This is a genomic window from Clostridium sp. AT4 (assembly GCF_001517625.2).
In the GTDB taxonomy this organism is placed as follows: domain Bacteria; phylum Bacillota; class Clostridia; order Lachnospirales; family Lachnospiraceae; genus Enterocloster.
The window spans coordinates 17667-41605 of the sequence record NZ_LN999824.1; the positions used below are offsets into that span (position 1 = coordinate 17667).

Genomic DNA, 23939 nt, shown 5'->3' on the forward strand with positions numbered 1-23939 from the left:
TCCTCGTCTCCTATGCTTCCTTTGTACACCTTTCCCTGACAAATTTTTCCCAGGGTTCAGGCACCAGATTGCTGCTGTCAAAATAAGCGGAAAACTTATTTTTCTCCGTCTGATACCGCTCATACAGGCCTGTTTCTTTATAATGTTCAAATAAAAGCGGAAGCTTCTTCCCCTCTTTTTCCATCCGCTCAATCGTTAATACAATGGCAGAATTGATCTCATCCCGGCTTCCCACACACTCAAAGGGCTTTTCCTCCTGAATACCCGTAAGCTGATCCAAAAGAGGCTTCATCTCCTCATCCTGCAGCATATTTCTTCCGAAAACCTTCTCCACCTCTTCCTCCGAAAGGAACGGGGACAGGATCAGATATACAAAGAGGCACTTGGGGCAGTGTCCGCACCAGCTGTCTGTTTTGCTGCCTGCATTGCAGCTCCTGAAAATAGCATGGTACTGCTTCTGCTGTGCAAAAAAGCGGGCAATCTGAAACTCGCTTAAGGGGCGCAGCATACTGAAATAGTACGCGCTTCCTGGAAGATATTCTGCCTCGTAGCGGTGAAAATCCTCCTCGAATTTAAAACTCTTGGAATACTGATGATTGACCGTACTTCCCTTTACGGTGCTCTCATTTGCACTGGATTCATTTGACAGTGCCACATAGGAAAGTCCGGCCATTCTGGCTGCCATAATGCCTGAAAAAGCTACCAGCGCAGAAAACGGAGTATGGCCGTTTAAATAGCCCTGACGGTTTAATTCCAGCATATTCTGATCCAGCGTACGCTTTACATAAATCACATGATCCTCATCCAGTCCGGCTGCCTCTGTGGTATGGATTGTGGCTCCTCTGGAATTGATAATATAAGCATATACAGGAACGCCTGCGCCCTTTAAAAGTTCCAGGGTCACTGCGGAATCCTTGCCTCCTCCGACAGGAACCAGTACTCCCTTTTCCGAACCGCTGACGGAGGAAAGACGCCCCTGTTTAAAAATAAATTCCGGATCATCACAGACAACATCGGATGCGTCTTCCGTTTCAGATGGCCTGCAGTGGATTTCCATAAAATCCTGAGCATTGGCCTCAGAAATATCATTCACATAGAAAAACTCTCCCAGTCCATTAAAATACAGATCCTTCCACCAGAGAATCTGACGGTCATTTAACACACCTGCTTCCACAATCACCTCCGGTGAGCAGGTAATCTTCCAGTAGCTTACCAGCTCGACCATACCCAGAGAAAAAATCATTTTCCGGAACAGACCGTCCTTCTTCCAGATTTTCCCATCATTTACCGTCTTGGGAAACGTCCAGGTGGGCGCAAAGGAGGATAATCCCTCTATCTCAAAATCATATGTAATCTTATATGTAAATTCTGTTTCTTCTGTCTCATATCCGTGATAATAAAAACGCGGAAATTCCTTCCGAAATTTCTGATATCGTTCCATAAAAACCTCTTTCTGCTGTATGCCTCTGACAAACAGAAGCGTTTTCCGGAATCAAACCCGCCTGTCCCAAGCGGAAATCCGGGGTATACACGGTCAATTATAGTGTGCAAACGGTTATTTTGCAATGAATATTTCCCTGCAAATAACCTCTAAACCATCATGGCTGACAAAACGGCGCTGGCTGCCAGACCGACAGCGGACGCCAGAAGCCCCCCGGCAAGCGTGTACCGGGTCTTCCGAATTCCCACAGACCCGAAATAGATACTCATGCAGTAAAGAACCGTTTCCGTACTTCCCATGAGAATAGAAGCCATCAATCCCACTCTGGACTCCGTGCCGTATTCCTTAAAAAGATCCAAAACCAGGCCTGTTGCCGCAGAATTTGACACCAGACGTACCAGCGCTGTGGGGATAACGGCATGAGGCAGTCCCAGAAAGGAAGCCGGCGCCTTTAACAGTTCTCCAAACGCATCCAAAAGGCCGGAGGAACGCAATATACCTACCGATACCATCAGGCCGATCAGTGTAGGGAAGATCCCCCCTACTGTTTTCACCCCATCCTTTACTCCCCGGATAAAATCATCCAGTACAGGACGTCCGGATAAAATACCAAAGCCTACGATATAGAAGATCATAAGAGGCACCATAGCATCTGAGAGAAAAAGCAGAAAAGACATAAAAACCGCCCCACAGGACTTTTATACAGCTTATTCCTGTAAGGCGGTGATTATGTTATATGACGGCTGTCTCCCAATGCCTGGTATTATTCACCTGCCTGAAAAAGCGTCGTAGAATAATACCGGTCTCCGCTGTCCGGCAGCAGTACAACAATGGTTTTTCCTTCATTTTCAGGCCGCTTGGCAGCCTGTAAGGCTGCATACAGCGCTGCGCCGGAAGAAATACCCGTCTGGATCCCCTCTGTTTTAGCCAGCATACGGGCTGTTTCAAAGGGAATTTCATTATCCACGGCAATGATCTCATCATATACCTCTGTATCCAGCACCTCCGGCACAAATCCCGCTCCGATCCCCTGAATCTTATGCGCTCCGGCAGCACCACCTGACAGCACTGGTGAAGCAGCCGGTTCCACTGCTATTACCTGAATGTGCGGATTCTTTTCCTTTAAATATCCTCCGGTTCCTGTAATCGTACCCCCAGTTCCTACAGAGGCCACAAAAATATCCACCTGTCCCTCTGTGTCTCTCCAGATCTCAGGCCCCGTAGACTCTCTGTGGGCTTTGGGATTTACAGGGTTTACAAACTGGCCTGCAATCATACTTTGAGGAATTTCCTTTGCCAGCTCCTCTGCCTTTTCAATGGCTCCGCTCATTCCCTTGGCGCCTGGCGTAAGAACAAGCTTTGCCCCGTATGCCTTTAATATATTTCTGCGTTCCTCACTCATGGTATCGGGCATGGTTAGGATCACCTGATATCCCTTTGAAGCCGCAATCGCTGCCAGACCAATCCCTGTATTTCCTGAGGTAGGTTCAATGATAACAGAACCTTCTTTTAATAATCCCTTTGCCTCTGCATCCTCTATCATGGCCTTTGCAACACGATCCTTTACACTTCCTGCTGGATTTAAATACTCCAGCTTCAGAAGGAGCCTTGCTTTTAATCCTTCCTTCTTTTCCAGATTTACGGCCTCCATCAAAGGCGTATTTCCCACCAACTCCGTGATTCCGTTTAATATACCTGCCATAAACCTCATCCTTTCCTTTTCGGCGTTCCATCGTTTGGTGCCAGTCTGATTTGGTTGGATTATAGAACCCACCATTCCTTTTGTCAAGGCATACGTGAACCGATCCGTTTGAAGCGGAATATTTATTCTCCAATGTTTTTAACAAAAATCAAAAAAAGATGCCATTTTACCGAAAAATCCGATATAATATAGAAAAATTCTTCCATGTACAAAAAATCATAATGGAGGGGAGTTGTATGATGGCAGATATATGGGATTTTTTTTGAAAATATGGATGAACTTGTTTATGTAGCCGATATGGATACCTACGATATGGTATATATGAACCGGCGGGCAATGGCACAATACGCACTTACATCACCTGAACAGTATCAGAACCGCAAATGCTACGAACTGCTCCAGAGCTGTTCTTCTCCCTGTGCCATGTGTACCAACAGCAAGCTCTGCCCCGGAGAATTTTTTGAATGGTCCCGGTATAATCCCATTGTAAAAAGAGCTTATATCCTGAAAGATACCATGGTAATCCGGGACGGCAGAAGATTACGGATTGAAATTACGATCGATATGAACGTCCACCAGCGGGAAAAGCTGACAATTGAGGATCAAACCGATACAGAAGCGCTGATCAACGAGGGGCTTCGCTTTGCGTTAGCCGCAGAAACACCGATCCGTTCTATTGATATCCTGCTTCAATATATGGGACAGAGCTTCAGCGGAGAACGGGCCTACATCTTTGAGCGGAACAGCCAGAATTCCTTTGACAATACCTTTGAATGGTGTTCTGACCAGGTGCTGCCTCAGAAAAATATCCTCATAAATATTCCTGAACAGGACTTAAACAGTTGGGTACAGGCCTTTAATCGAAATGAAAATGTCCTGATTACAGATATTGAAGCAATCCGTACAGCGGATCCAGATGTTTATTCTCTGCTAAAGCCGCAAAACATACACTCTCTGGTTGTCAGTCCCATAATGGATGGACGCCGGCTGATTGGTTTTTATGGAATTGACAATCCACCGCTGGAGCTGATGAGCCATATTTCCTTTACACTGCAGCTCTTCGGCCATTTTATTTCTTCTATTCTAAAGCGGCGGGATCTGGTGGAGCGGCTTGAAAACCTAAGCTTTTATGATCAGCTCACCGGCGCCAAAAACCGTCATGCCATGAACGAGTTTTTAAGCGTCCTCCCAATCAAGACAAGCCTGGGTATTCTGTACGCCGATGTAATGGGCCTAAAACAGATCAATGACACCCAGGGACATCAGGCCGGTGATCAGGCGCTCATTCGATGCTGCCGCTGTCTGATGGAGCATTTTCCTAAAAATACCGTCTTTCGCGTTGGAGGCGATGAATTTCTGATCCTGTGTGAGAACTGGTCTCAGATGGAATTTGAACACGCAGTAAACTGCCTGAAAAATGATATGATAGAGGGCGTGTCCTTTATGGCTGTCGGCTCCGTGTGGCTTCCATGCTGTGATGAAAATGTAGAAAAATACATTTCAGATGCGGACAGCCGGATGTATGAAAATAAAAGAGCCTACTACCAGTCCAAGGGTCACGACCGCAGAAAGCGCAGGGAGTAAGGCATAAAAAATGAGCCGCTGCCGGAAAAATAATCTCCGCAGCGGCTTTTTTATAATATAACAGTAAACACGTCAGGCTGCGCGCTTAGTGGATCGCATCCTGGTAGAACTCATAGGCCTCTTTATCGGTAAATCCTTCGTGAACGATCTTACGGATTGCTGCACTCATCTCTACCGGATGATTGGACTGGAAGATATTTCTTCCCATATCAAGACCTCTTGCTCCTCCCTGAATGGATCTGTAAGCCAGTGTCATAGCTTCATCCTCAGGAAGCTTCTTTCCTCCTGCAACCACGATCGGAACAGGGCAGGCAGCTACAACTTCCTCAAAGTTATCGCAGTAGTAAGATTTTACGATGTTTGCTCCCAGCTCAGCAACTATACGGGTAGCCAGCTTAAAGAAACGATCGGTACGCTCCATCTGCTTTCCTACTGCAACAACGCCCATCACAGGGATTGAATACTGCTGGCCCAGATTTACCGCTTTGGAAAGGTTGTCCAGACTGGACAGCTGTCCGTCTGCGCCTACGAAAGTCTGAATCGCCAGACAGTCTGCATTCATTCTGCAGGCTTCTGCAGCGTCTACTGCCAGTACCTCATGGGAAAGATCATCATTGAGCATGGAGGAACCGGAAGTAGCTCTGAGCGCAATACCCTTTCCGCCAATCAGCGCCGGATCTACGCAGCTTCTGAGCGCCCCTCTGGTACCCATCAGCACATCAATATTAGGGATGAGCTTTGGAATGATAAGATCCAGTCTCTCCAGTCCTGCTGTGGAACCCATAAAATAGCCATGGTCAAATGCGAACATTACCGTATTGCCGCTTTTCGCATCAAAAATATTGGACATATGTTTTTTCATGCCCCAGTCCAGCGCATTTGCACCTTTTACATAAAATCCTTCCTGGTTGGCAAATGGAGCGTCCAGATGATAATTTTTTGCAACTTTTACACCTTCAAGATCTGCCATAATATTACTCTCCTGTCTTTGTTCGTCTTTTTGGGGTTCAATCCAGATTCCATTGAATCTGCAATGCCAGACCGGACTGTGACATCCGGCCTGACTGGCGGTTCGTATTTTTTAGAAATCGTAATCAGCTACGTTGTCCTTGTTGAAAATCAGTCTTTCCGGCATCAGCACAACACCATTGTTCTCAGGTGCAGTCTCTACGCCTTCTACCAGACAGTCATTTGGCATTACCTCAACTTCACCAATCTCTGGAATGTTGATCTTATCGCCGACTTTTACAGTGTTTCCAGCTGCCAGATAAGCGGTCAGGTAGCAGCCCATAGCGCCCTGTACGCCGCAGTCCCAGAGACCCCACTGCTCGATTACATCTGCTTCGCAGTAATCCTTGATAGACATCGGGGATGCAAAACCGGTAATTGTTACATCATTCTTGGTCAGGCCCTTGTTCTGTGCTGCCTTGCACTGTCCCGGAAGAGCAGTAGAATCATTGCAGATAATCAGGTCAATATCGCTGTGTGCCTCAAGAATGGATGCTCCGATGGAAACGGCCTTCTCTGCATCCTGCTCAGAATAGTAGTTATCTGGAGCAACATTCTCCCAGTTCGGGAAGTTTTCTTTAATATAAGCCTCTCCGGCTACCTGCCAGGAGTTCTGGTCAGCTACAGTTGCCTGAGAATAGTGCCAGCAGTATTTAATTGTATCCTTCTCAGGATCTTTGCCTCTCTTTGTCAGAGAATCTGCGCCCATATCTACCAGCATCTGGCCCAGAATTTCGGGAGTACCCTGAGATACCATCAGGCTGCGGGCTGTGTCGGAAACATCTGAATCCCAGGTTCCTACGGTTACACCGCTGGAAGTCGCATCTGTAAGAGCAGAATCCAAACCGGTAGCATCTACAGAAGAAATACAGATTCCGTCTACACCGGATGCAATGGCATTATTGATTACCTGAACCTGATCTGCAACGGATGCATTAGAGGAACCCTGATAATCTACGGTAAAGCCCCACTTCTCAGCATACTTCTGCGCACCGTTGTTAGCGGATTCAAAGAATGCGTTTCCAGTCAGTTTCGGAACGAATGCAACGGTCAGTCCTTCAACGGATTTTACATCACCGGATGATTCAGCAGACTCTTCTGCTTTTGCTTCCGTTTCTTCCTTGGCTTCGGTCTCTGCCTTTGCCTCAGTTTCTGTCTTCGCCTCAGTCTCTGCCGGTGCTTCTGCCGGCTTGGAGCCGCATGCGCTTAAGGAAGCTACCATGGAAGCTGCAAGTGCCATTGCTATCAGTTTCTTCTTCATAAATAAAATCCTCCTTTTTGTTATGCATCTGCTGCATATGATCTTTGTTTGTAACGTTTTAGAACCGCCGTCTTTATTTTAATGGAGCATTCCATTAAGATACTATTTTTTGTCCTTCTGGTGAAGGGCAGCTACTACCTTTGGATTGGTCAAAAGAGACCGGCCGATTACAACTACCAGAAGAAGCAGGCCAACCGGAATATCTAGATACTGCTGCGGAACCTTAAAGCAAAGGGGAAGTCCAAACTTTAATACGCCGATCACCACAGCTGCCAAAGCAGTTCCTACTACAGAGCCTTTGCCGCCGGTAGAAAGCGTACCTCCCAGAACTACGGCTGTAATGATCGGAAGAGTAAATGTCACACCGATATCTGATTTAGCCGTCCCAATATAGGAAGTCAGGATAATTCCCGCGATTGCTGCGCTGATGCCGGACAAAATGTATGTAGTCATAGTGATCAGACGGGTATTGATGCCGGAAAACTCTGCGGCATCTTTGTTCACGCCGATCAGGAAAACCATACGTCCGTACTTGGTTTTATTAAGAAGCACATAGGCGATCACCGCCAGTACCAGGAAGATGATCACCTGGCAGGGGATCACTCCAAACAGTTTAAATTTGGAAAGCTGAAGAAAGCTGTCCGGAAATCCGCTGATTCCCTTGTAGCTCTCAGTCGCAGACAGGTTGGATACCAGAAGCGCCACACCTGTAAACAGGAAGCTGCCTCCCAGCGTCACCACCATCGGCTGCACGCCGCAGTATGCTACAAAATAGCCGGAAAGAGCGCCGCATACACCTGCAACAACAACAGCCAAAGCTACAGCCGCCCAGATGTTCATGCCCCCATCCTGCCATGCCACACCCAGAACAATAGAGGATAAACCTACAATGGAACCTGCCTGGATATCAATTCCGCCTGTGATCATAACAAAGGTCACGAACAGGGAAATGATACAGATAGAAATAATGTCATTTAAACTGCCAAACAGTACTCTTGGCATTAAAAACTTGGGATTCTTTGTCGCAAATATCACAATTTCAGCAAACAAAATCAGCAGCAGAACAAATTCCCAGCTCGTAAAAAACTTTTTTGCCTTTTCAGGAAAAGTGGTTTTCATACTTTCTGATCTCCTTTCTGCCCTGCGTTACTTTTTGCCTTATTGGTTCTGGCCTTTAAAATCTCATGACGGTTCTTAACAATCCCATGGTTCTGAGCCACTGTCGTTACCACCACGATCACGATCAGCATAATACCGGTAATGGTATTGTCATAATCAGATGAAAAGCCCAAAAATACAAGGATACGGCTGATCGAGGACATGATGATCGCACCGATTGCTGCTCCGAAAAGGCTTCCCTGGCCTCCCGTCAATGCAACACCGCCCAATACACAGGCTGCAATCGCCTTCATTTCATAGTTGTTTCCTGCGGTTGGTGTGATAAAACCGATACGGGAAGCATATACCATACCCGCTACAGCTGCCATAATGCCGCAGATCACATATGCCAGGATCTTAGTCTGAACCGTAGGGATACCTACCAGCGTAGCACCGGAGATATTGTCACCCACAGCAGTGAAATATCTTCCTTTTCTTGTCTTTGTCACAATGTAATTGGCAATCAATACCAGCACAATTGTCACTGCATAAAACAGGGTAAGCTCTCCTGCGATCTTAATATTGGAAGCTTTAGTGAAGGATGCCGGCAGGTTCTCTACCCACGCACCGCCTGTATATACATAGATCAGTCCTCGTACCACACCATTGACACCCAGTGTAAAAATCAGAGACGGAACATTTAATATGGATACTCCGAAACCATTTACCAGTCCGATCACTGCTCCAACAGAAACGGCTGCCAGTACAGCTGTCACCACGCTTCCGCCGTCGCGGAGGATCGTAGCTCCTACAGCAGCACTCATACCCAGAGTCGCACCAATAGATACGTCAATCTCTCCCGTCAGAATCACAAAAGCAATTCCTACCGCCAGAAGAGTGAATACTACGGAATCGTTCAAACAATTCAGCAGACTGGCAGGCTGCCAGAAATCGCTGTTCACAAGGCCTACCAGCAGGATTAGCAGCGCAAGAAAAAGCAAGCTTCCTGCTTCGCGGGCCTTCATCATTTTCTTTACTCTATTCATGTCAGCCCTCTCCTTCTTCTTTTACATCAAACGATGCATTCATCAGTGTGTTCTGATCGATTTCCGACTTTGACAGCGTTCTTGTCACATGCCCCTGGAACATGACAACCGCCCGGTCAGACAGTTCAATAATCTCTTCCATATCCGAAGAAATCAGCATGATCGCCACGCCTTTTTTCTTCAGTTCCAGGATAATCGAATATACATCACCTCTGGCTGCTGCGTCAATACCACGGGTCGGTTCATCTAAGATTACCAGCTTAGGAAGAGAGGAAAGGCATCGCCCAATCACTACCTTCTGCTGATTTCCACCCGAAAGGCTGCCGCAGGACTGCTCCTGTCCGGTTACCTTTGTCCTGAAATCATCAATATATTTCTGAGTGATTTCCTGCTCTTTCTTCTTATTAAGAAATACTTTTCCCATGGCCACATTAAACAGAAGTGATGATGTGGTGTTGGCCGCCACACTGCTCATTCCGAACACACCATTCTGCCGGCGATCCTCAGGAACGTAGTTAATGCCTGCTGCAATCACATCTCTGGTTGAAAGCCCCGTTACATCTTTTCCATCTAAAAGAACTTTTCCTGAAAGTGGTTTTTCCCGGCCAAAAATCGTAGTCGCCAGTTCCGTCCGGCCCGCTCCGACCAATCCAGCCACACCCAGAATCTCTCCTGGATAAACTTCAAAATTGATATCTTCAAATCCATAACCGGAAAAATGTTCCAGTTTTAAAACCGGTTTTAAATTTGTATAATCAATCGTAACTTCTTCCTTTTCCCGCTTCTCTACATCTTCCATGTTGGGCGGTAAAAGTCCCTTCACCAGCATCTCTCTTGTAAAGTCACCGATCGGGCCTTTCAGTGTAATCACGCCGTCGCGCATGATCGCTACATGTGTTCCGATCGTAAATACCTCAGCCATACGGTGTGTGATATAAATGATACCAATTCCGCGGCTTTTAAGATCTGTTACTACCTTAAATAATGCCTCTACCTCGTCAAAAGTCAATGCGGAAGTAGGCTCGTCCAGAATCAGCACCTTTGCGTTTCTCATCATGCCTCTGAGCAGTTCTACAATCTGCTGTTCTGCAATAGACAAACTCAATGCTTTTCTGGTAAGATCCAGATTCCATCCGATATCTTCCACAATCTTTACCAGACGGCTGTGCAGCTCCGACTTTACACCGGTAAAACCGATAAGGATGTTTTCCTCTACTGTCATATTAGGAAACAGCATGGGCTCCTGAGGAACCATGTAAATTCCCTTTTGAAGGGAAACAACGGGCTTAAAACTGGAAATGCGTTCTCCGTCTATGTAAAGCTCGCCCTGATCCGGCTGATAGATTCCCATAATAATCTTCATGAGAGTCGATTTTCCGGCTCCGTTTCCGCCGATCAGCGTCAAAACCTCTCCTCTTCCAACACTTAAATCAATTCCCTTCAGCACTACGTTCAGACCAAATCTCTTTGTGATCCCGCGTACAGAAAGCAATTCTTGTCCTGTCTGTTTCTGGACGGTCTGGCTCATGTCAATCCCCTCTCCGATTTTTGTATTTTTGTTTGACTCGCAAACATTTTTACCACATACTCAGTATAATCATATCGCCCATGTTTGTCAAGTTGTTTCTATTTTTTAATATTTAAAATGCATAATACTATTGATTTTTTTATTTTTTTGTTATATATTTTATACATCATACGGCTGTTTTCATTATCTTGCTCATTTATATAAGCTGTATTGACACCTTTTTCCCTTTATGGTATATTTATTTGCATATTGAACATATGTTATGTATAATATCATTTGTTCATAATTAACTGTAATTATAAAATATTCAACTAAGGGGTAAATACAATGAAGTATGATGATGAACTGATCTTAAAGGCCGCCTGGTATTATTATATTGAAAACATGACCCAACAGGCGATCGCATCCAAGCTGGAGATTTCCCGCATGAAGGTAATACGCCTGCTGGACGTTGCCAGAGAAACCGGAGTAATCCAGTTTCGGATCTCTCCTGATTTGGGGAAACACCTTCCGGTTGAACAGGCCCTGCGGGAAAAGTGGGATCTGAAAGATGTTCTCATCATTCCAACACCGGATGACCGAAATCAGCTGAATGAATACCTGGCTCTGGCTGCCGCCAACTATCTGGCAGACCGTATCTCGGAAAACACCTTTATCAATATGGGATACGGCGATACACCGTCACGGGTGTTAAACCACCTGGCCACCATCATTGACACGCCGGTTTCTGTCGTATCCTTTACCGGAGGCGTCAACTACTATCTTCCCAACAGTACTTCCAATGTATTTAAGGCAAGACTCCATTTATATCCCGCTCCCCTGCTGCTTTCTTCCAAAGAAGTCTGCCAGGCGATCTTACAGGAGCCGAGTATGATGGAGATCCGGCGGATGGTAGGACTTTCCTCCTTTTCCATTGTAGGAATCGGAGCCATGAATAATGATGCAACCATCATCTCCAACGGCATTTTAAGCAAAAATGACTTTACCTATCTGACGATGAAGGGCGCTGTAGGAGACGTACTGACCCACTTTATCGACAAAGACGGCGCTCCTGTTGTTACCAATATTGAAGACCGTCTGATCAGCACCCCGCTGTCCACTCTAAAAGAGCTGAATAATGTCATCGGCATTGCCGGAGGCGAACAGAAAGTTACTGTGATCAAGGCAGCTTTAAAGGGCGGTTACATTGATTCCCTGATCACAGATGAAGAAACTGCAAGAAAATTGATAGGAGAATAAAACTATGGCAAAGTATTTAATGGCGATCGACGCCGGAACCGGCAGCGTCCGCGCTGTCCTCTTTGACCTGGAAGGAAACCAGCTGGGATGTTCCCAGCAGGAATGGGAGCACGCTGAGGATCCCAGATATCCCGGCAGCATGGACTTTGACTGGGTACATAACTGGGATCTGGCCAGAAGTTGCATCCAGGATGTGATCTCAGAAACCGGAATCGATCCAGCCGAAATCGGCGCTGTTTCCACTACCTGTATGCGCGAGGGGATCGTTCTCTATGACAAAGACGGCAATGAAATCTGGGCCTGTGCCAATGTAGATGCCAGAGCCAATGACGAAGTAGCCGAACTGATCCATACCTATCCGGGCCTGGAAAAAGAACTCTATCTGGAATCCGGCCAGTCCTACGCGCTGGACGCCCTTCCTCGGCTTCTCTGGGTAAAGAATAAGCTGCCGGAAATTTATGAAAAAATCGACCGTATCGGTATGTTTAACGACTGGCTGATCTACAAGCTGACCGGTATCCTGGCGGTAGAGCCTTCAAATGGTTCCACAACCGGTCTGATGGATTTAAAAACCAGAACCTGGGATCCGTCGATTCTGGAACGCTGCGGATTAAAGAGCAGCATCTTCCCTCCGGTACAGGAATCCGGCACCATTGCCGGAACCGTCACTGCCGATGCCGCCTTGCAGACAGGCCTCACAGAAGGCACTCTGGTTGTAGTAGGCGGCGGCGATGCCCAGCTGGGCTGCATCGGCGTAGGCGCTGTAGACGCCAATGACGCCGCAATCTTCGGCGGAAGCTTCTGGCAGTACGAATACAATACAGACCGTGCTGATACAGACCCCCAGTGCCGCGTCCGCGTCAACTGCCATGCAGTAAAGAACATATGGCAGTATGAAGCTCTGGCATTTAAACCCGGTCTGGTGATGCGCTGGTTCCGGGACGGCTTCTGCCAGCTGGAAAAACAGATTGCCGAAAACTCCGGCTGTGACGTCTATGACCTGATGAACCGGGAAGCGGAAAAAATCCCTGCCGGCTGCTATGGCATGATGTGCACCTTCTCTGATGTAATGAACTTCATCAACTGGAAGCACGCTGCCCCTACATTTACAAATTTCCAGCTGGATCCGGCTCATTTTAACCGCTATACCTTTTACCGGGCAATTCTTGAAAACACGGCTCTGGTTACAAAGGGACACATGGAGCTAGTACAGGAATCTACCGGACATATGCCATCTGAGGTTATCTTTGCCTCCGGCGCTTCCAAGAGCCCGCTCTGGAGCCAGATCCTGGCGGATGTACTGGGCATCCCGGTAAAGGTTCCTGCCGTCAAGGAGGCCACCGCTCTGGGAGCAGCCCTGATCGCAGGCTATGGCGCAGGAATTTACCCGGATATCTCTGCCGCCGCTAAAAAGCTGGTAAAGATCGACCACACCTATCTGCCGAATATAGAAAATCACAAGGTATACTGTGAAATGTATCTGCAGTGGAAAAAGCTCTATGCCGCCCAGCTGGCTCTGGTAAACGAGGGACTTACCACCCCCATGTGGACCGCACCCGGTATTTAATATTTGTTTCATCACGATAAATTAAACTGTGCAGCTGCACAAAAGGAGGATCCTATGTATATTATAAATGAAAATGAGAGAGAATACCGCTTTGGTGACAGCGGTCCCAAATACCTGATGAAGGGCCCGCGTATGAATTTCGCCATTGTACAGTTCATGCCCGGTCAGGATTTCACCGCTCATTACCATAATGTAATGGAAGAAAACTTCTTCATCCTGGAAGGCAAGATCGACATTGTTGTAGACGGAAAAGTAAACACGCTCTCCGCCGGCGATCTGATCCATATCGAACCATCTGAGGTTCACTACTGCATCAACAATTATGACGTTCCCGTTAAAATGATCTCCACTCTGGCTCCTTATCAGGAAGTCGATAAGGTGGAGGTAGAAAATTACACTTACGAAAAATAAACCATATTCAAATGACGCCGCGTGTCATCACCGGCGTCATTTTTTTCTTCCCATTATCTTACAAAATATGACAGCTGCAATTGTACTGGCGGCCGTAGCCGCCAGACATGGACCGGTGATTACCGCCGGAGACGGGCTTCCGTACTGGCTCCGGTAGGCTATTATATTCACAGGGATCAACTGAAGGGAGGAAATATTTAGTATCAGAAAGGTGCACATATCCGTAGTTGCTGTAATAGAATCATCGGCGGATCTGCCATTATCTGATACCCTCCCTTCTTTTTTTAATTCCTCCATGGCCTTTAATCCCGCAGGGGTAGCCGCCCAGCCAAGTCCTAAGATATTGGCAATAAAGTTAATAGAAATCTGTCTGGCAGCCTCACTGTCCGGAGAAAGATGCGGAAAAAGAAAATGCAGCACCGGCCTCATCATTCTGGAAAGACGTTCGATCAGCCCCGCTCCGCGGCCGATCTCCAGTATTCCTGTCCACAGCGACATAACTCCCAGCATTGTAATGCATAAGGATACCGCCTCTTTTGCCGAGGCCAGCGCTCCCTGAGTAACCTGATCCAGCCTTCCATGGACCGCCGCCCACAAAATTCCCGACAGGATCATTCCTGACCAGAGGACATTCAGCATACGCGTTCTCCTTTTTCTATCCTGCCTGATATTCTATGCCCGAACATCCATAAATATTCCTTTTAAGATCCCCCTCCCCTTGACACCTCACCCCACTGTCCTGCTATAATAACAGCATCATATCAAGAAAGGATGTTTTAATATGTTGCAGCTGAACAGGCTGTCACACATAGTCAAACGGGAGCTGAAGGAAACCTTCGTTCCCAAAACTACGGTTTCTATTATCATTGGCACAGCCATTACCACCTTTGGACTTTATAATGTCCACCAGCAGGCCGATATTACCGAAGGCGGTATCCTGGGACTGATCCTTTTACTGAATTTCTGGCTTGGCATGTCCTCCTCTCTGCTGTCCCCGGTACTTGATTTTCTCAGCTATCTCATGGGATTTAAGTATCTTGGAAAAGAATTTTTAAAGACTTCCATATTTGCCACATTGTGTATGGCCGGATTTTTCCGTTTATGGGAGCTTTTTCCTCCGCTCCTCCCCAGCCTGGCAGATATCCCTTTTGCCGCTTCAGTCCTGGGAGGCTGTTTTATCGGAATCGGCTGCGGCCTTGTAGTCCGCCAGGGCGCTTCCTGTGCGGGAGATGACGCGCTGGCCCTTGTAATTTCCAAGATAACCGGATGGCGGATTTCCAGAGCCTATCTTTTTACCGATCTTACGGTTCTTATTTTGTCCCTGTCCTATATCCCCTTAAAACGGATCATCTACTCTTTGATCACGGTTACAATTTCATCGTATCTCATTGATTTTATCACCCGTTTTGGACAAACTAAGGAAAATACGGCTGCCGAGGTATAATTTTGTGTATTACAGGTTATCCACAACCTAAATGTTGTGTTCTGTCGATTTTACACCATATATGTTGTGTTTATCGGTGGATAATGTGGATAACTTTGTGGATAACCTTGTTTATACCTTGGGGAAAGTCAAGGGAAAACATGGGGAAATATGTATTTTTATGTGGAAATAGCTTCTATTGTTAAATATTTATCCACATTTTTGACGAATTTTCCCTGTTTCTGTAAGAATATTTACATTTCTTTACGTTTTTATAAACCCTATTGACCCTGGAGCAGCTCCATCCTTTATCCTTACACTGTCAGTAATGATGCAGACCCGCCAGGGAGAAACGCTTCTCCCGGCGGGTCTTCCCCCTTTTATGGTGTCTGATCGGACTGTATCACGGGCATATAAAGCTCCAGATAATATGTATCCGTCTCTTCTCCCAAAAAAGAACTCATGTTGTTGGAGTACAGCATCCCGGAAGGCGTAATCCCCCGTTTTTCTGCCCACTCTGTCATTTTTTCAGCAGCCGCATAATCCGGAAGCAGCTCTTTTGACGACTCTATAGTATAGATACAGGGTACCGTATCCGTAAGCGGATATCTGGACAGATCAAAGCTTTTACTGATAAAATGCTCCAGTCCCCTGTACACCAGAAGCTGCGTCCCTCTGTTTTCCAGAGACTCATGTTCCACAGAGAACATATTGTAAAAATATGCCATATCCAGGCCGCTGACCTCGGAGGACATGGAAAACCACTGGCGCAGCCCATCATATATATCCTCGCAGGTATCCAGAATATATGCCTGCGGAAACTTCTTCAGGCTGTATTTCCCCATGCAGTCCTCGATACAGTCCATATCCTTTAAAGACAGGCTCATCCTGGCGATACTCTGCCTGCGCCTGAGGATTTCTTCCTCTTCTTCCTTGATCCTCTTCTCCAAATGCCTCCTCATACCGGCAACGCTTCTATTGTCCTTAACCGATTCCCGGATTTCCTCCAGACTGTCATTCATCTTTCTCCGGTAAACAATGCACATCAGCCGATAGATATCTTCATCTGAAAAATACCGATATCCATTTTCCTTTTTGTTCGCCCGGATCACGCCCTTTTTTTCATAAAAACGCAGCGCATCCCGGCTTAATCCAACGATGCGGGACACATCTCCGATGAGATATTCCTTCTTTTTATCTGCCATTTTTCTTTTCCTTGCTGTTTTAACATTTTTTGACGTTTCTATCTTACCTGCAAATCGGAAGCAGGTCAACGGAGGGGGGCAAATAAAAAGAGCCGGATCCTTTTCCGACTCCTTTTCATACCATTCTATCCGATCAGCAGTGCATTCATAACGCCTTCTACGGTTTCGATCCGCTCGGAACGGAAGGCGTTGCTTCCGCAGAACAGAAGCGCTGTATCCTCAGCTCCTTCTGCCGCATTCACAAGGGCATTGGTAATGCAGTATGGGATCGTCTTAATATCACAGTGCTCCAGACACTGGAAGCAGGCTCTGATGGCAGGACGTTCTCCTTCTTTGATCTTCTTTAAGAAGGGATTTAAAATCGCTCTTCCGGGCATACCTACCGGGCTCTGAGTGATGACGATATCCTCCTTTGAAGCCTGAATATACGCCTGTTTATAGACATCCGGCGCATCACACTCCCTGGTCGTCACAAAGCGGGTAGCGACCTGGACTCCCTCTGCTCCCAGCTCAAACTGGTGCTTTACATCCTCATGGGTGTAAATGCCTCCGGCAGTAACCACCGGGATATGGGTATCGTATTTCTCCTCATATCCCTTTACCACCTTCATAATTGCCTTTACTTCCTCATCATAAGCGGCCTGGTCATAGGTCTTCTCCACATCTGCACTGTCCGCTCCGTACTGCGTCAGCTGCTCCTTGGAAAAGCCCAGATGGCCTCCTGCCAGAGGTCCCTCTACCACCACAAAATCCGGTACTCTGTGATACTTTCTGTCCCACATCTTGCAGATTACCATAGCTGCCTTTGCCGTCGATACGATCGGAGCCAGCTTGGTGCGACGAAGGAACTTTTTACCCATGGCTTTCATTTCCTCATAGGCTGCTTCTGCATACTCCGGCAGAGATACCGGAAGCCCGGCTCCTGATATAATAGCATCAGCGCCTGCCTTCACGGCCTCCTTCACCCACATATCGTAGTGTTTTGTGGCTACCATGATGTTAAAGCCGATTGCTCCCTCAGGAGCAATTTCTCTGGCCTTTTTAAACTCATTACGGATCGCACGCAGATTGGCCTCAACAAAGTTCGTTTTAAAATCTGGCTCTCTGAAACCGATCTGAGCAGTGGAGATAAGCCCCATTCCGCCGGCCTTTGCCACAGCTCCGGCCAGACGGTGGAGGCTGATTCCAACCCCCATTCCACCCTGGATCACCGGTTTTTCTATTTTAAGATCACCAATTACCAATGGTTTGAAATTACTCATCACATTCTCCTAAATCTCTGATATCTGTGTTCTGCCAGTTCCTCTTCTGTCATAGCCTGATAGGTTTCAAAGAATCCTGCCATGGCCTGATCCATAAATCCGGCAATACGGTACAGGGTATCTGTACTTGCGGGATCTTTTTCCGGAATAATCTGTTCAATCAGCCCCAGCTTCTTTAAATCTGCCGCTGTTACCTTCATGACCTCCGCTGCTTCAGGGGCCTTTTTACTGTCCTTATAGAGAATGGAAGCAAAGCCTTCAGGAGACAGGATGGAGTAGATCGCATTTTCCAGCATCCATACCTCATCTGCCACAGCCATAGCCAAAGCGCCGCCGCTTCCGCCTTCTCCGATCACGATGGAAAGAATGGGAACCTTCAGATCTGACATTTCAAAGAGATTCCTTGCAATGGCTTCTCCCTGTCCTCTCTCCTCTGCCTCTAGGCCACAGAAGGCTCCGGGTGTATCCACAAAGCACACAATGGGACGTCCAAAGGTTTCTGCCTGCTTCATCAGACGCAGGGCCTTGCGGTAGCCATCCGGGGAAGGCATACCAAAGTTGCGTTTAATATTGTCTTTGGTATTTTTTCCCTTCTGCTGACCGATTACCGTAACCGGCATACCGTGGAACATGGCAATACCGCCTACGATCGCCCCGTCATCCTTGAAATAACGGTCTCCGTGAAATTCGATAAACTCGTCAAATACAGCGTTGATATAGTCAAGAGCCGTAGGACGGTCGGCTTTTCTGGAGAGAAGAACCGTATCCCAGACTGTTTTTTCATGGTGTTCTCCTGCTTTTGAACGATGACCAAAGGATTCAGAACCGGCTGCATGAGTTTTCTGCGCCTCAGGCTCACTTTCCTGCCTCAGCATACCCGGCTTCACAGCGGTCATCCCGTGCTTTCTGTGCATATAAAGGATCTGGCCGATCACACGCTTCTGATCTTTTCTCTCCAGTATCATATCTACAAAACCGTGCTCCAAAAGGAACTCTGCTCTCTGAAAGCCCTCGGGCAGCTTCTGTCCGATGGTCTGCTCGATGACCCTGGGGCCTGCAAAGCCGATCAGGGCATGAGGCTCTGCGATAATAATATCGCCCAGCATGGCAAAGCTTGCAGTCACTCCGCCTGTGGTTGGATCTGTAAGTACGCTGATAAAGAGCTGTCCGGCCTCATGGTGGCGCTTTAAGGCAGCGGAAGTCTTTGCCATCTGCATCAGAGAAACGATCCCCTCCTGCATTCTGGCTCCTCCGGAACAGGCAAAGAGGATCACCGGAAGCTTTTCCTTCGTAGCCTGTTCTACTGCCTGGGTAATCTTTTCTCCTACCACATGGCCCATACTGCTCATAATAAACCGGGCGTCACAGACGCCGATGACGGCAGGATTTCCCTCAATCATGGCCTTACCTGTGACGATTGCTTCGTTTAAATGACTCTTTTCTCTGGCAGCAGCCACCTTTTTCTCATAATTTGGAAAATCCAGGGGATTGGAGAAGGGCATTTCCTGGTTCCATTCCTCAAAGGTGCCTTCATCGGCGAGCATTTCAATCCGGCGGTATGCATGAATGCGGAAATAGCCGTCACATTTCGGACAGACGTAATAATTGTTCACTACATCCTCCACATAGATCGGCTGCCCGCACTTATTGCACTTGCGCCACAATCCCTGAGGAATGGAGGGCTCTTCGCTGTCTCCGGCTTTCGGCCTGTAGATCGTATCGATCTTGGTATACGTTTTTTTGAACATATTACGCAGCATAAGGCTACTTCCTTTCTAATCTCTGATTATTTTACATACTCCGGAAAATATTTCTCGATAAATCCCGTATCTGTATCACCGCTTCGGAACGCTTCATTTTCCAGAATTTCATACTGGAAGTTGATATTCGTCTCAATTCCCTCGATGATCACCTCGCCAAGGGCGCTCTGCATCTTGGCAATGGCAGCTTCACGGTCTTTATCGTATACGATCAGCTTCATAAGCATGGAATCATAGTTTGCCGGAACCTTGTAGTCGCTGTAAATATGGGTATCCACCCGGACGCCGTTTCCTCCCGGAAGATGTACGGTCTGGATCCGTCCCGGACAGGGCATGAAATGCTTCTGGGGGTTCTCTGCATTGATACGGCACTCAATGGCATGGCCGCGGATCTCTACCTGATCCTGAGTCACGCTTAAGGGTTCTCCCGCTGCAACGCGGATCTGCTCCTTGATCAGATCAAGGCCGGATACCATCTCTGTTACAGGATGCTCCACCTGGATACGGGTGTTCATTTCCATAAAATAGAAATTCTTGTCCTTATCCAAAAGGAATTCTATGGTTCCCGCATTTTCATAGCCAACAGACTTTGCAGCCCGTACAGCTGTCTCACCCATCTGTCTGCGAAGCTCCGGAGAAATGACGCTGCAGGGTGCTTCCTCTAAAACCTTCTGGTGGCGTCTCTGAATGGAGCAGTCTCTCTCTCCCAGATGAATCACATTTCCAAACTTATCTGCCATAATCTGGAATTCCACATGGCGGGGCTTTTCAATATATTTTTCAATGTACATAGTATCATCGGAAAAGCCCTTTACAGACTCCAGCTGGGCAGCATTGAAGAACTCTGTAAAATCCTCTTCGCTTCTGGAAATGCGCATTCCCTTTCCGCCGCCGCCGGAGGATGCCTTGATCATCACAGGAAAACCTATTTCCTTTGCCATGGCAAGTCCGTCTTCTGCTGTGTATACAGCCTCCTTGCTTCCGGGAACCACCGGAACTCCGGCCTCGATCATGGTCTTTCTTGCCTCGGATTTATTTCCCATCCGGTTGATGATCTCTGCGGAGGGGCCGATAAAAGTAATATTACACTTGCTGCACAGCTCTGCAAAACGGGCATTTTCAGACAGGAAGCCAAAGCCCGGATGAATGGCATCTGCCTTCATGGCTACAGTCGCCGACAGGATCCGCTCCATGTTCAGATAGCTTTGAGTAGATGGAGCCGGGCCAATACAGATGGCTTCGTCTGCTAAAAGAGTGTGAAGGCAGTCTCTGTCTGCCTCAGAGTACACAGCTACCGTCTGAATCCCCATCTCACGGCAGGCGCGGATGATGCGGACTGCGATCTCACCTCTGTTTGCAATCAAAATCTTGTTAAACATTCTATTTCTCCCTATCAGCCGATCATAAAGGTCAGCTCTCCGGTAACAGCTACCTTTCCGTCTACCGTAGCTGTGGCCTTTCCGATGCCTACCGGGCCCTTCTGGCGGATGATCTCGCACTCTAAGCGCAGACGGTCTCCCGGAACTACCTTGTGCTTGAATTTCAGCTTGTCAATTCCGCCGAAATAAGCGGTCTTTCCCTTAAAGCCTTCCTGAGACAGGATAGCCACTGCGCCAGTCTGAGCCAGCGCCTCTACCATCAAAACTCCCGGCATAACGGGCTCCTGTGGGAAATGGCCTCTGAAGAAGGACTCATCATAGGTGATGGCCTTGTAGCCTACGGCTCTGACGCCGGGCTCCAGCTCCTCAATGCAGTCCACCAGCAGGAATGGATGGCGGTGGGGAATGATTTCCTGAATCTCTTTAATACCCATTAACATATCGTAATCCTCCTGATGTATGCTTTATTTAATGCGGAACAGAGGCTGGCCGTACTCTACCACATCCTCGTTGTTTACAAGAACTGCCTCTACTACGCCGTCATATTCGCTCTCAATTTCATTCATCAGCTTCATTGCTTCGATGATGCCGAGGATCTGTCCCTTTTTCACGGTATCGCCTGCTTTAACATAAGGCTCTGCATCCGGGGAAGAGGAGCTATAGAAAGTACCTACTAACGGAGAAGTGATTACTTTATCAGAACCAATGTCCGTTCCTGCATCCTTCGCCTCTGCCGGAGCTGATGTCTGTCCTGCGAGCACACCTGCCGGAACCTGTACGCCGGAAGCGGCCACTGTCTCGGGAGCCGGAAGAACGTGGGCCGGGGCGGAGGCTGCAAATACAGCCGGGGCTGCGGGAGCGCCTACGGTCACAATCTTTGCCTCTTCCTTTTCTTTTCTCAGGGAAATAACCGTATCTCCCTGTTCCAGCTTAAAGCTGGTTAAACTGGAATCAGACACCGCCTGAACCAGTGTAAGGATCTCGTCGATATTCATGTTCATGTCCTCCTGTTCCTTACTCTGTAAATTTCTTTACGATCAGGCTGGCATTGTGTCCGCCAAAGCCCAGTGAGTTGCTGATAGCATAATTTACATTCATTTCTACGCCGTCACCCTGAGTGTAATCCAGATCGCAGCCCTCGCCCGGCTCCTCAAGACCAAGAGTAGCATGAACATAACCGTCCTGAATGGATTTTACACAGGTAATAAACTCTACGCCGCCTGCTGCTCCCAGAAGATGACCGATCATAGACTTGGTAGAATTAATCTTCACCTTCTCTGCCTGATCGCCCAGTGCCAGACGGATGGCCTTTGTCTCAAAGAGGTCATTATGATGAGTGCTGGTGCCGTGAGCATTGATATAATCTACCTGCTCCGGCATGATCTCTGCGTCCTTCATGGCAAATTCCATGGCCTTTGCAGCGCCGCTTCCGTCCTCAGCAGGGGAGGTGATGTGGTATGCGTCACAGGTTGCGCCGTAGCCCACTACCTCTGCCAGGATATTTGCGCCTCTGGCTTTTGCATGCTCTAAAGACTCTAATACAACAACGCCGGCGCCTTCGCCCATTACAAAGCCGTTTCTGTCCTTATCAAAAGGAATGGAAGCGCGTTTTGGATCGTCTGTTGTATTTAATGCAGTCAGGGAGGTAAAGCCTGCAATGCCGATGGGAGTAATGCTGGCCTCGGTTCCTCCTGCTACCATCACGTCTGCCTCGCCGTACTGGATGGCGCGGAAGGCTTCTCCGATGGAGTGGGTACCCGTTGCACAGGCAGTTACCACATTGATGCATTTGCCCTTAAGCCCAAACTGGATGGCTACATTTCCGGCAGCCATATTGCAGATCATCAGAGGAACTAACAGAGGTTCTACACGGCTGGGGCCTTTTTCCAGAAGCTTCTTCTCGCTGCGCTCCATGGCCTGGAGGGAACCGATACCGGAACCTACGCTGACGCCCACACGGAAGGGATCCTCCTTTTCCATGTCAATGCCGGACTGGTCTAAGGCCTGCTTTGCCGCAGCTACCGCAAACTGGGAAAATGGCTCCATACGGCGGGCAGTCTTTGGATCCATGTACGCCTTAGCGTCAAAATCCTTTACCTCAGCCGCCAGCTTGCATTTAAAATCTGCCGTGTCAAAATAGGTAATGGGGCCAATGCCCAGTGTCTTATCCTTTAAGGCCTGCCAGAAGCTCTCCACATCATTTCCGATGGGCGTGATGGCTCCCATACCTGTTACTACTACTCTTGTCTTCATATGATCCGCTCCTTCTCTTTCCGGTTTGAATTACATAGCCATTCCGCCGTCTACGCTGATGACCTGGCCTGTGATATATCTGGCGTCCTCAGATGCCAGGAATGCGACTGTATTGGCAATATCTTCTACTTCCCCGAAGTTCTTCATGGGAATCTGCTCCATCAGAGCTTTTTTAATGTCATCCTTTAACACATCCGTCATCTCTGTGCGGATAAAGCCTGGAGCAATAGCATTTACGGTAATCCCGCGGCTTGCCATCTCTCTTGCCACGCTTTTTGTAATTCCGATCACACCTGCCTTTGCAGCACAGTAATTGGCCTGTCCTGCATTTCCAAGAACGCCGGATACGGATGAGATATTGATGATCCTTCCGGATCTCTGCTTTAACATCTGACGGGAGATATGATGAATGCAGTTAAATACACCTTTTAAGTTGGTCTGGATCACTGCGTCAAAGTCCTCCTCGGACATCTTCATCACCAGATTGTCCCTTGTGATGCCCGCGTTATTTACAAGGATGTCAAGACGGCCGTACTTTGCCACGATCCCGTCCAGCATCTCCTTGCTGCTGTTAAAATCGGAAACATTGCACTGCACTGCTTCCGCGATGCCTCCGGCCTCCCGGATCTCCTGTACTGTTTCCTCTGCCTTTGCAGCAGAGCCGTTATAATTTACGATTACTGTAGCGCCTTTTGCAGCCAGTGTCTTTGCAATCTGGCGGCCGATTCCGCGGCTTGCGCCCGTTACCAGTGCGATCTTTCCTTCCAGCATA

Annotated in this window: 22 protein-coding genes; 5 read left to right on the forward strand and 17 right to left on the reverse strand. The window is 47.8% G+C overall.

Annotated features, from left to right (window positions below; genetic code table 11):
• Positions 1-10: 10 nt before the first annotated feature.
• The 3 genes from BN3656_RS00470 to cysK form a co-directional block, all read right to left on the reverse strand.
• Positions 11-1441: a hypothetical protein gene (locus BN3656_RS00470; RefSeq protein ID WP_066542993.1), complete on the reverse strand. Its 1431-nt coding sequence runs from the start codon at positions 1439-1441 to the stop codon at positions 11-13.
• Between the two features lie 149 nt (positions 1442-1590).
• A complete protein-coding gene (locus BN3656_RS00475; protein ID WP_066542994.1) occupies positions 1591-2118 on the reverse strand; it encodes a nucleoside recognition domain-containing protein in 528 nt (175 codons plus the stop codon).
• 86 nt (positions 2119-2204) lie between these two features.
• Positions 2205-3143 carry a cysteine synthase A gene (gene cysK, locus BN3656_RS00480; RefSeq protein WP_066542995.1) on the reverse strand — a complete coding sequence of 313 codons (939 nt, stop codon included), beginning with the start codon at positions 3141-3143 and terminating at the stop codon, positions 2205-2207.
• Between the two features lie 270 nt (positions 3144-3413).
• Between cysK and BN3656_RS00485 the strand changes: the two genes are divergently transcribed.
• Positions 3414-4727 (forward strand): sensor domain-containing diguanylate cyclase, encoded by a 1314-nt coding sequence (locus tag BN3656_RS00485; protein ID WP_066542996.1) that lies wholly within the window; start codon positions 3414-3416, stop codon positions 4725-4727.
• Between the two features lie 85 nt (positions 4728-4812).
• Here the strand turns inward: BN3656_RS00485 and lsrF are convergent, their stop codons facing one another.
• The 5 genes from lsrF to BN3656_RS00510 all read right to left on the reverse strand — a co-directional run bounded on the left by lsrF (position 4813) and on the right by BN3656_RS00510 (position 10668).
• Complete coding sequence (gene lsrF, locus BN3656_RS00490; protein ID WP_066542998.1) at positions 4813-5697, reverse strand: 3-hydroxy-5-phosphonooxypentane-2,4-dione thiolase; 885 nt, start codon at positions 5695-5697, stop codon at positions 4813-4815.
• Positions 5698-5808: 111 nt separating this feature from the next.
• Positions 5809-6996 carry a substrate-binding domain-containing protein gene (locus BN3656_RS00495; RefSeq protein WP_066543000.1) on the reverse strand — a complete coding sequence of 396 codons (1188 nt, stop codon included), beginning with the start codon at positions 6994-6996 and terminating at the stop codon, positions 5809-5811.
• 102 nt (positions 6997-7098) lie between these two features.
• Entirely contained in the window at positions 7099-8115 is a 1017-nt protein-coding gene (locus BN3656_RS00500; protein ID WP_066543002.1) for an ABC transporter permease, read from the reverse strand.
• Complete coding sequence (locus tag BN3656_RS00505; RefSeq protein ID WP_066543003.1) at positions 8112-9140, reverse strand: ABC transporter permease; 1029 nt, start codon at positions 9138-9140, stop codon at positions 8112-8114. The genes BN3656_RS00500 and BN3656_RS00505 overlap by 4 nt, the downstream gene beginning before the upstream one ends.
• A gap of 1 nt (position 9141) precedes the next feature.
• Entirely contained in the window at positions 9142-10668 is a 1527-nt protein-coding gene (locus BN3656_RS00510) for a sugar ABC transporter ATP-binding protein (RefSeq protein WP_066543004.1), read from the reverse strand.
• A gap of 327 nt (positions 10669-10995) precedes the next feature.
• Here BN3656_RS00510 and BN3656_RS00515 point away from each other — a divergent pair, with 327 nt between their 5' ends.
• The 3 genes from BN3656_RS00515 to BN3656_RS00525 are packed head-to-tail and all read left to right on the forward strand — an operon-like array spanning position 10996 to position 13885.
• Entirely contained in the window at positions 10996-11907 is a 912-nt protein-coding gene (locus BN3656_RS00515) for a sugar-binding domain-containing protein (protein WP_066543005.1), read from the forward strand.
• A 4-nt stretch (positions 11908-11911) separates the two neighbouring features.
• On the forward strand, positions 11912-13474 hold the full coding sequence (gene lsrK / locus BN3656_RS00520) for an autoinducer-2 kinase (RefSeq protein WP_066543007.1): 1563 nt from the start codon (positions 11912-11914) through the stop codon (positions 13472-13474).
• 54 nt (positions 13475-13528) lie between these two features.
• Positions 13529-13885, forward strand: coding sequence for a cupin domain-containing protein (locus BN3656_RS00525; protein WP_066543009.1), 357 nt, complete (start codon positions 13529-13531; stop codon positions 13883-13885).
• Positions 13886-13921: 36 nt separating this feature from the next.
• Here the strand turns inward: BN3656_RS00525 and BN3656_RS00530 are convergent, their stop codons facing one another.
• Positions 13922-14524 carry a nucleoside recognition protein gene (locus tag BN3656_RS00530; RefSeq protein ID WP_066543010.1) on the reverse strand — a complete coding sequence of 201 codons (603 nt, stop codon included), beginning with the start codon at positions 14522-14524 and terminating at the stop codon, positions 13922-13924.
• Between the two features lie 142 nt (positions 14525-14666).
• On the opposite strand from BN3656_RS00530, the gene BN3656_RS00535 reads away from it, so the two are divergent.
• The gene (locus BN3656_RS00535) at positions 14667-15329 is read left to right on the forward strand and encodes a YitT family protein (protein ID WP_066543011.1); all 663 of its coding nucleotides are present in this window, start codon (positions 14667-14669) and stop codon (positions 15327-15329) included.
• A gap of 359 nt (positions 15330-15688) precedes the next feature.
• On the opposite strand, the gene BN3656_RS00540 is transcribed toward BN3656_RS00535, so the two are convergent.
• From BN3656_RS00540 to fabG, 8 genes are all read right to left on the reverse strand, one after another.
• A complete protein-coding gene (locus BN3656_RS00540) occupies positions 15689-16513 on the reverse strand; it encodes a MerR family transcriptional regulator (protein WP_066543013.1) in 825 nt (274 codons plus the stop codon).
• Between the two features lie 125 nt (positions 16514-16638).
• Positions 16639-17775 carry a nitronate monooxygenase family protein gene (locus tag BN3656_RS00545; protein WP_066543015.1) on the reverse strand — a complete coding sequence of 379 codons (1137 nt, stop codon included), beginning with the start codon at positions 17773-17775 and terminating at the stop codon, positions 16639-16641.
• Positions 17775-19535, reverse strand: coding sequence for an acetyl-CoA carboxylase carboxyltransferase subunit alpha (locus tag BN3656_RS00550; RefSeq protein ID WP_066543020.1), 1761 nt, complete (start codon positions 19533-19535; stop codon positions 17775-17777). The genes BN3656_RS00545 and BN3656_RS00550 overlap by 1 nt, the downstream gene beginning before the upstream one ends.
• 26 nt (positions 19536-19561) lie before the next feature.
• Complete coding sequence (locus BN3656_RS00555) at positions 19562-20914, reverse strand: acetyl-CoA carboxylase biotin carboxylase subunit (RefSeq protein ID WP_066543022.1); 1353 nt, start codon at positions 20912-20914, stop codon at positions 19562-19564.
• 14 nt (positions 20915-20928) lie between these two features.
• Positions 20929-21354, reverse strand: coding sequence for a 3-hydroxyacyl-ACP dehydratase FabZ (gene fabZ / locus BN3656_RS00560; RefSeq protein ID WP_066543024.1), 426 nt, complete (start codon positions 21352-21354; stop codon positions 20929-20931).
• A gap of 24 nt (positions 21355-21378) precedes the next feature.
• The gene (gene accB / locus BN3656_RS00565; protein WP_066543027.1) at positions 21379-21909 is read right to left on the reverse strand and encodes an acetyl-CoA carboxylase biotin carboxyl carrier protein; all 531 of its coding nucleotides are present in this window, start codon (positions 21907-21909) and stop codon (positions 21379-21381) included.
• Positions 21910-21928: 19 nt separating this feature from the next.
• The gene (fabF, locus tag BN3656_RS00570; RefSeq protein ID WP_066543028.1) at positions 21929-23167 is read right to left on the reverse strand and encodes a beta-ketoacyl-ACP synthase II; all 1239 of its coding nucleotides are present in this window, start codon (positions 23165-23167) and stop codon (positions 21929-21931) included.
• Positions 23168-23197: 30 nt separating this feature from the next.
• Positions 23198-23938 carry a 3-oxoacyl-[acyl-carrier-protein] reductase gene (fabG, locus tag BN3656_RS00575; RefSeq protein ID WP_066543030.1) on the reverse strand — a complete coding sequence of 247 codons (741 nt, stop codon included), beginning with the start codon at positions 23936-23938 and terminating at the stop codon, positions 23198-23200.
• Between the last annotated feature and the right edge of the window lies 1 nt (position 23939).

Bases quoted from the DNA above. Each gene is read 5' to 3' on its own strand.
- BN3656_RS00500 (WP_066543002.1), bottom strand. From the start codon at position 8,115: ATGAAAACCACTTTTCCTGAAAAGGCAAAAAAGTTTTTTACGAGCTGG.
- BN3656_RS00525 (WP_066543009.1), top strand. From the start codon at position 13,529: ATGTATATTATAAATGAAAATGAGAGAGAATACCGCTTTGGTGACAGC.
- lsrK (WP_066543007.1), top strand. From the start codon at position 11,912: ATGGCAAAGTATTTAATGGCGATCGACGCCGGAACCGGCAGCGTCCGC.
- BN3656_RS00515 (WP_066543005.1), top strand. From the start codon at position 10,996: ATGAAGTATGATGATGAACTGATCTTAAAGGCCGCCTGGTATTATTAT.
- cysK (WP_066542995.1), bottom strand. From the start codon at position 3,143: ATGGCAGGTATATTAAACGGAATCACGGAGTTGGTGGGAAATACGCCT.
- fabF (WP_066543028.1), bottom strand. From the start codon at position 23,167: ATGAAGACAAGAGTAGTAGTAACAGGTATGGGAGCCATCACGCCCATC.
- fabZ (WP_066543024.1), bottom strand. From the start codon at position 21,354: ATGTTAATGGGTATTAAAGAGATTCAGGAAATCATTCCCCACCGCCAT.
- BN3656_RS00530 (WP_066543010.1), bottom strand. From the start codon at position 14,524: ATGCTGAATGTCCTCTGGTCAGGAATGATCCTGTCGGGAATTTTGTGG.
- BN3656_RS00470 (WP_066542993.1), bottom strand. From the start codon at position 1,441: ATGGAACGATATCAGAAATTTCGGAAGGAATTTCCGCGTTTTTATTAT.
- BN3656_RS00505 (WP_066543003.1), bottom strand. From the start codon at position 9,140: ATGAATAGAGTAAAGAAAATGATGAAGGCCCGCGAAGCAGGAAGCTTG.
- accB (WP_066543027.1), bottom strand. From the start codon at position 21,909: ATGAATATCGACGAGATCCTTACACTGGTTCAGGCGGTGTCTGATTCC.
- BN3656_RS00485 (WP_066542996.1), top strand. From the start codon at position 3,414: ATGGATGAACTTGTTTATGTAGCCGATATGGATACCTACGATATGGTA.
- BN3656_RS00540 (WP_066543013.1), bottom strand. From the start codon at position 16,513: ATGGCAGATAAAAAGAAGGAATATCTCATCGGAGATGTGTCCCGCATC.
- BN3656_RS00475 (WP_066542994.1), bottom strand. From the start codon at position 2,118: ATGTCTTTTCTGCTTTTTCTCTCAGATGCTATGGTGCCTCTTATGATC.
- BN3656_RS00550 (WP_066543020.1), bottom strand. From the start codon at position 19,535: ATGCTGCGTAATATGTTCAAAAAAACGTATACCAAGATCGATACGATC.
- BN3656_RS00495 (WP_066543000.1), bottom strand. From the start codon at position 6,996: ATGAAGAAGAAACTGATAGCAATGGCACTTGCAGCTTCCATGGTAGCT.
- BN3656_RS00545 (WP_066543015.1), bottom strand. From the start codon at position 17,775: ATGAGTAATTTCAAACCATTGGTAATTGGTGATCTTAAAATAGAAAAA.
- lsrF (WP_066542998.1), bottom strand. From the start codon at position 5,697: ATGGCAGATCTTGAAGGTGTAAAAGTTGCAAAAAATTATCATCTGGAC.
- BN3656_RS00510 (WP_066543004.1), bottom strand. From the start codon at position 10,668: ATGAGCCAGACCGTCCAGAAACAGACAGGACAAGAATTGCTTTCTGTA.
- BN3656_RS00555 (WP_066543022.1), bottom strand. From the start codon at position 20,914: ATGTTTAACAAGATTTTGATTGCAAACAGAGGTGAGATCGCAGTCCGC.
- fabG (WP_066543030.1), bottom strand. From the start codon at position 23,938: ATGCTGGAAGGAAAGATCGCACTGGTAACGGGCGCAAGCCGCGGAATC.
- BN3656_RS00535 (WP_066543011.1), top strand. From the start codon at position 14,667: ATGTTGCAGCTGAACAGGCTGTCACACATAGTCAAACGGGAGCTGAAG.